This is a genomic window from Candidatus Sarmatiella mevalonica, assembly GCF_016751895.1.
GTDB lineage: Bacteria > Pseudomonadota > Alphaproteobacteria > Rickettsiales > Rickettsiaceae > Sarmatiella > Sarmatiella mevalonica.
The window spans coordinates 1-7,243 of record NZ_JACVVM010000067.1; the positions used below are offsets into that span (position 1 = coordinate 1).

Annotated in this window: 7 protein-coding genes and 1 pseudogene; 5 read left to right on the forward strand and 3 right to left on the reverse strand. The window is 39.0% G+C overall.

The annotated features are described in order from the left end of the window. Positions 1-193: transposase family protein (locus Sarmat_RS05470; protein WP_341826613.1), on the forward strand; the 193-nt coding region annotated here is incomplete at its 5' end. 62 nt (positions 194-255) lie between these two features. Here the strand turns inward: Sarmat_RS05470 and Sarmat_RS07140 are convergent. Further along, positions 256-381, reverse strand: a complete 126-nt coding sequence (locus Sarmat_RS07140; RefSeq protein ID WP_279611764.1) for a hypothetical protein — start codon at positions 379-381, stop codon at positions 256-258. Between the two features lie 105 nt (positions 382-486). On the opposite strand from Sarmat_RS07140, the gene Sarmat_RS05475 reads away from it, so the two are divergent. The 4 genes from Sarmat_RS05475 to Sarmat_RS05490 all read left to right on the forward strand — a co-directional run bounded on the left by Sarmat_RS05475 (position 487) and on the right by Sarmat_RS05490 (position 6,212). After that, on the forward strand, positions 487-714 hold the full coding sequence (locus Sarmat_RS05475; RefSeq protein WP_202149787.1) for an IS3 family transposase: 228 nt from the start codon (positions 487-489) through the stop codon (positions 712-714). A 251-nt stretch (positions 715-965) separates the two neighbouring features. Then, on the forward strand, positions 966-3,428 hold the full coding sequence (gene infB / locus Sarmat_RS05480; protein ID WP_202149788.1) for a translation initiation factor IF-2: 2,463 nt from the start codon (positions 966-968) through the stop codon (positions 3,426-3,428). A 72-nt stretch (positions 3,429-3,500) separates the two neighbouring features. Further along, on the forward strand, positions 3,501-3,851 hold the full coding sequence (locus Sarmat_RS05485) for a ribosome-binding factor A (protein WP_202149789.1): 351 nt from the start codon (positions 3,501-3,503) through the stop codon (positions 3,849-3,851). Positions 3,852-3,875: 24 nt separating this feature from the next. Beyond that, complete coding sequence (locus Sarmat_RS05490; RefSeq protein WP_244127155.1) at positions 3,876-6,212, forward strand: FtsK/SpoIIIE family DNA translocase; 2,337 nt, start codon at positions 3,876-3,878, stop codon at positions 6,210-6,212. A 143-nt stretch (positions 6,213-6,355) separates the two neighbouring features. Here Sarmat_RS05490 and Sarmat_RS06920 read toward each other — a convergent pair whose 3' ends face one another. After that, positions 6,356-6,661 (reverse strand): hypothetical protein, encoded by a 306-nt coding sequence (locus tag Sarmat_RS06920; protein ID WP_244127156.1) that lies wholly within the window; start codon positions 6,659-6,661, stop codon positions 6,356-6,358. Between the two features lie 157 nt (positions 6,662-6,818). Beyond that, positions 6,819-7,013, reverse strand: a pseudogene (locus Sarmat_RS07430) (transposase); the annotation flags it as partial. Between the last annotated feature and the right edge of the window lie 230 nt (positions 7,014-7,243).

Below are 7,243 nucleotides of genomic sequence, written 5' to 3' on the forward strand. Positions count from 1 at the left end.
GCAAAAGAAATACAACCATATTGTATCTAAGAGGCGGATCAAGGTTGAGAATATTATTGCAGAGCTAAAGAATTTTCGTATTTTATCTCATAGATATCGCAATAAGCGTAGGGGTTATAATCTAAAGTTTAATATTGTTGCTGGAATTGTTAATTTCAAAAATGATTTCGTTAATAAATTACTTGCCGCTTGATGCTAAAATAATCACGAACAACCTTCTTCACCCCTCGCATTGGCTAATTGTTAATTAAATACTTACGCAAGAGGTCTAGTCCTCACGTACTTCATGTACGCTGCGGCTCTGTGCTTCGTATGCTCCTCGCATTTGCTCATCATGAGTGAGTTTCGAAAGAGGTCTAATTTACCAATCACGATTATCATAAAAATACTTTTACTCATATATTTGAGCGTGTTTGCAATGAGCATCAGATAGAGCATAAAAAGACTAAGATCAAGCGTCCTTGGACTAATGGGTAGGTAGAGCGAATGAACAGAACGCTCAAAGAAGCAACTGCAAACAATTTCCATTATGTATCTCATGATGAGCTGAAACAGCATCTGCATGCTTACCTGATGGCTTATAACTTCGCTAAACGACTTAAAGCTATCAAAGGTAAAACTCCTTGGCAATTTATTTTAAATCAGTGGACAATTCATCCTGAATACTTTATACTTAATCCTAACCATTTCTTACTGGGACTAACACATATATAGGGTGGGGTTTTTGTGGATAATCAATTACCACATATATCTTTTTTCACTGAATTGCAAACGCTTTCTTCTATTGATACTACAAGATCTGTCATAACTTTTCTACTTACGCAGTAGGTCTATTATATAACCATGAGATGAAGCTATATACAAAACGCTTTTAAGATGTTATTATATGCTATCATAAAATCATTAAACAGCTTATAAGCAACGCGTTAGCGATTATTTTATTTTTAAAACTACTCTTAGTTAACTTGCAGTTATTTATGCCAGAAAATACTACTCAGTCTCCTAGAAAAAGGTTGACCCTTACAAAAAAAAGCGATACACCACAAGCAAATATTCAAGGTGTGGTGACGCAGGTTGCGCAGGAAAATAGATCCACTTCAACTATAGTTGAAGTGAAAAAAACCTTTGCTACTAGATATGGCATGTTATTAGCCAAACGCAATAAACAGGACGTCCCTGTCAAAAAGAGCAATAATGCAGAAAAGGTACTCGCCCCCGCGCAGTTGCAGCAGAAAATAGAGTCGACTGTAAAAGAGCAAGCCAACGCCGTTGAAGAAAAGCCCAAGTTAACTAAAACACAGCTTACTTTAACAGATCTCATGGCCTTGAATAAATCTGCGCCTGAAGATAAGGTGCTAGACGCTTCTGGTCAAGCGCAGGACGGCGCTAAGGATATTACCGAGCAACCTCGCCTGCACGCGCCGGTGCGCCCTAAAGCGTCGCCATCAGCGGGGCAGGCGCAAGCCGCGGCTAAAACTCAAGGTGCGCGCAGCGGCGATGTTGCTTCGGCAAGTGTTGTCAAAACACATAAAAGCTTTGATGCAAAGGCGGTGACGAAGCAAAAATTACAACCAGTATCTAAGGTTACGAAGTCTGATTTATTACACGTGCTTTATACGGGTGACGAAGGAGGTGATAGACATGCTTGGCGCAAAAAGAAGAACAAGAAATCACAGGCTGTAAGCCCATCTAAGATATTTAAAAACATTACAATGCTACCTCGCCAGATCTCAGCAAAAGACCTCGCGGCAGTTTTAACTGAGCCTTTAGTGAATGTTACTAAAGAATTGATGAAACTGGGTATGATAGTTAAAGCGCATGAAATGATTGACCCTGATGTGGCCGAGCTAGTGGCCACCAGCCTTGGGCATAGCGTAGAAAGAATTAGTGGTTTAGAGATAGAGCAAGACTTGTATCAAGAAGATCCTATTGAAGATCTACTACCTCGTCCACCGGTTGTGACTGTGATAGGACATGTTGACCATGGCAAAACCTCTTTAATTGATGCGTTGCGCCACTCTGATCTTACAAGCAAAGAGTCTGGAGGTATTACTCAGCAGATTAGCGCATATAAAATTAACTGTCCTAATGGCAGGAGTTTTACTATAGTAGATACCCCTGGCCACGCTGCATTTAGCATGATGCGTCAGCGAGGCAGTAAGATTAATGATATTGCAATTTTAATTATTGCTGCAGATGATGGCATAAAACCTCAGACAATAGAGGCTATTGAGCACGCAAAGAGTTCTAAGATGCCGATAATAGTGGCTGTGAACAAGATAGATAAACAGCATAATTTAGATAGGATTAAAAATGATTTGCTGGTGCATGATGTGGTTATAGAGGAGTTTGGTGGAGATGTGATGCTTATACCAATCTCCGCTAAATTAGGCACAAACCTAGATAAGTTAGTGGAGGCAATTTTCTTGATCGCTGATATGCATGAGCTCAAAGCTAATCCAAAAGCCAGAGGTTTTGGCGTTGTACTTGAAAGTAATGCAACTAAACAAGGTATTCTTACTACTTTACTTGTTAAAAACGGTAGTGTAAGCAAAGGTGACGTGATATTGGTTGGTACCTGTTTTGCAAAAATTAAAAAAATGATCGCCGAAGATGGTGTGGAAATAAGCAGAGCTGAGATTTGCGACCCCGCAAAAATTTATGGTTTTGAGGAGATTCCGAAAATCGGAGAAGTGTTTCATGTTATTGAGAGCGAGAAGCAGGCTAGAGCTATTGCAGAAAATAGAATGAGTATGCTCTACGCTCAAGAACAGGCCGAGGCTAAGCGCGTAGCATGTTTTGAAAAAGATAAAAAGAGAGAATTGAGGGTTATTATTAAAGCCGACTCATATGGCTCGCTTGAAGCAATACTGGAAAGCATGAAGTCTTTTGAACATGACGAGCTGGAGGTGAAAATTGTACGTTCCACCGTGGGTGCGCTCGGTAAGTCTGATATATTAGATGCAGATACTTTTAATGCTGTTATTTTGGCATTCAACATCAAGCACGATCCTTCTCTTACCTCAATTGTTGAATCGAAACGAGTGGAGGTAATGCACTATACAGTAATATATCATTTACTAGACGAAGTGCGTCAACGCCTTTCTGATCTGCTACAGCCAGAAGTACGCGAAGAACATTTAGGATCTGTAGAAATACGCGAAGTATTCGATCTTTCTAGATGTGGCAAAATTGCCGGTAGTTATATTACGAAAGGGTTAGTAAAGCGAGGCGCAAAGGTAAGAATTATACGCAATGGTGAAGTGGTGTTTGAAGGTGTGTTAGAAGCGTTAAAACGCTTTAAAGAAGATGTGAAGGAAGTGAAGAGTGGATATGAATGCGGTATTATGATCAAAGATTACCAAAATTTCCAGAAAGGTGATGTGATAGAAGTATTTGATGTCACATTCCATAAAAGGACGCTTTAGTGGCTCTAGGTAAGATATCTTCGCCATCCATCTTTTGTTTAATACTTGTCAGGCATTTACAGGAATAAGGTTATGAAACGCTCTACTAATAACAGAAAAGAAAAGTTTTCTAGTCTAATACATCAGGCTTTGACTGATGCCCTGCGCACAAGCACTTCTCTTGACGCTAGGATTTTAGATAGCAATAATATCATTATCACAAGGGTGGATGTGACCACTGACTTAAAAATGGTATACTGTTACTTTTTTCCATTTAACACAAATCTAACGCACCAAGTGTTACTTGAAGCTCTTAATAACTCATCCAAAGCTATTCGTTATTTCGTAACGCAGCAAGTTCAGATGCGTTATTCTCCGGAAATTATCTTTCGCTATGATTCTAATTATAACCTAGGGGCTCCTCCTATATTCGTTGAGAACTAGCGCGCGCTTTGTGCAAGAATGGTTATGTTAAAAAATAAAATATTATGTAGGGCTGCGAATGTCTTGTTGTTTATATTTGGCATAGTATTGTTTTTATCTATTGCCTCTTATAGCTACAACGACCCCTGCTTTAATCTTGCCTTAAACACCACCCCCTCTAACCTGCTAGGTAAGGCGGGTTCTACTCTTGCCGACATCACAATTCAAGCTTTCGGGCTAATATGTGCATTTTTTATATCAGTTGCAATTCTTGCTCGACAAACCATTATCTTGATAAAAAAAACATACGCTATAGAAACTGCGCCTGGCTCTAAGAGAATTAATAAATTATGCTTTTGTTTGTTATTGCCGTTGCTCTCCAGCCTTAATTTAAGCCGTGATACTCTTGAATGGCTCGAAGATTATTTTCCAAACTTTCATGGCTTTGCTATATTACAAGATCAGAATATCTTGGGTTTTATTTTTAATAAAACGAAGAATTTATTGCTGTATATATGTGGAGTAGAGTCTACAGACTATACTATTCTCCAGAATATCAGCATTGTTGAAGAAATTTGCATCTTATTTTTATTAGCATTTTATTTTCGTTTATTTTTTCCTTTTGTATGGATTATTCGTCTAGTTATCCTGCGCAAGTCAAAGATGGCAATGAATAACCATATTAGTTCAGTCAAAACCCAGGACAAGCTAAGGCGCAAAGCTATTGCGCAAAAATCTCATAGCAAATTACCACAAGCTGCTACAATATTAGGAGCTGCAAAAACAGCTTTTAAATTTGCTAAAAAGAATGCTGCGCCAGGCGCTAGATCTATTAAGCGTAGTTCCTTGGCCGCAGCTGGTTATTCGCTGAAGGAAATGGAAAAATTTGATACAAACAATGTTATTTTGCCTTCAATTGAGTTGTTGCACGCAACTACGCTCGGCGCACTTTATGCATCTAGGGATGATTTATATAACAATCAAAAAGCTTTGCTGCAGGTGTTAAAAGACTTTGGTGTAAATGGTAGCATTGAAGGCGTATGCACTGGGCCAGTGGTAACATTATACGAATTTAAACCAGTGGCTGGCATTAAGTCGAGCAGAATCATTGGATTAGCTACAGATATAGCGCGCACTCTTTCAGCGCTCTCGGCGCGCATCGCTATTATTCCAGGCAAAGATGTGTTGGGCATAGAACTACCTAATAAAAAACGTGCTACATTTGGTATGAGAATGTTGCTGGAATCTGCAGAGTATCAAGATTCAGACCTATCTATACCATTAATTTTGGGGCTAGATATTGCCGGACGCCCTTATGTTGTAGACCTTGCCAAGATGCCCCATTTATTGGTTGCAGGCACTACTGGTTCGGGTAAATCGGTGTCTATCAATGTGATGATTTTATCCCTGCTTTATAGATTTACTCCTAATCAATGCAGAGTAATTATGATAGATCCTAAGATGCTGGAGTTGTCTGTATATAATGATATCCCCCATCTATTAGAACCAGTGATCACATGCCCACATAAAGCGGTGCTCGCACTTCAATGGTTAGTGAAGGAGATGAATCGTAGATATTCTATTATGTCTGATGTTGGCGTGAGGAACCTACATAATTATAACGAAAAAGTACGTCATGCTATCGCTAATAATTTGAGTTTAGAAAAGAAGGCGTATAGTGGTTTTAATAAAGAAACTGGGGAACAGGAGGTGATTACGCGTAAGCTTGATGCATGCCAGATGCCCTTTATTGTGGTGATTGTGGATGAGATGGCCCACCTGATGATGACGGCTGGCAAGGAAGTGGAGAATAATATACAAAAATTAGCTCAAATGGCTAGGGCTTCAGGTATACATTTAATTATGGCCACTCAACGCCCCTCTACTGACGTGATTACTGGCGTGATTAAAGCAAACTTCCCAACTAGAATTAGTTTTAAAGTAACTTCCGGTATAGATAGTAGAATCGTGATAGGTGAACAGGGTGCTGATCAACTACTTGGCAAGGGCGATATGCTGTATTTAGGAGTGGATTCTAAGGTAACTAGGCTACATGCGCCATTTGTTTCTGACGATGAAGTAGAGAAGGTGGTGGATGCATGGAAGTTGCAGGCAAGCCCTGAGTATGTTGGTATTATAGATGAAATGCAAGAAGGGGGTAATAGTGATGTTGGCGCGGATGATGACAAAGGTGGAGGAGGAGATGATAATTATCAAAGGGCCAAGGAGATAGTGCTAAACGAAAGAAAAACTTCCATTAGCTATGTGCAAAGAAGAATGGGTATTGGTTATAATAAGGCAGCAAATTTGATTGAACGTATGGAGAAGGAAGGGTTGCTGTCTAGCCCTAGTAGTAGTGGCAAGAGAGAGATTTTGGACTGACTTGTGATGGTTTGTATTTGGTATGAGATCTAAGGTATGGTAATTTGAGTTAAATATTTGACAATAGACCTCTCGCATAACCCAAGAGACAGTTGTTAACTATCATCTATGGGAGAGGTTATTAAAATACAAAAAATAAAAAATTACAAAGGTGAAGAATCCTGAAGGTTAAGCGGAGTGAAGCGCTGTGTATTTACAAAAATGCTAGAAATATCAGAAGAAGCGGAAAAAAGCAAAAGGAGTAAAAATAATTGAGCAATAAAAGAGGGTTCTCTTATGAGAGAAGAGAGAAAGTATTCAGTAGACCTCTTGCATAACCTAAAAATAGACCTCTTTCCTAACTCTACTCCTGATGGCAACTGTGGCGACGCTGTCGATGCGCAAGTCCTCACGTACTTCATGTACGCTGCGGCTCTGTGCTTCGTATACTCCTCGCATTTGCTTATCATGAGCGAGTTTCGAAAGAGGTCTAATGGAAGAGGAATTTTTAGGAAAAATGATGTTGAACGCCGCAGCATACTCTAGTATATGAGGAGCGCAAAGGAGTTTTGACAACAAAATTACTCCACGGAATAGGTTATGCAAGAGGTCTATTAAATCTTCAATTATACCCCTGTGCTTTAGCCTATTAAAATAATTAAATACTCTCTTCCATTCACCAAAATCATTTGGTAAATCTCGCCAAAAACAGCCATTTTTTGTTACATAGAATATTCCATCCCATAGCTTTCCTGCATCCTTAGGTGATGACCGACCTTGTTTACCTTTTCGCCTGTATATTATTTTTTCTATTAATTCCCACTCTTTATCACTATACTAAATTAGCTTGAGGTAGCGTAAATTATATGATAATATGAAGCAAAAAATGCGAGCATATAGTATAGATTTACGTAAAAAAGTAATAAGTTTTAGAACCAGTCACGCAAAACATTTAACTAACCTATTCAGCATAATTTTTGTGAAAGCTAATTGAACAAAAGCCTTAGCGGATGAAGGGGAAATCTCATAATCCTTGGACAATCTTCTGAAAT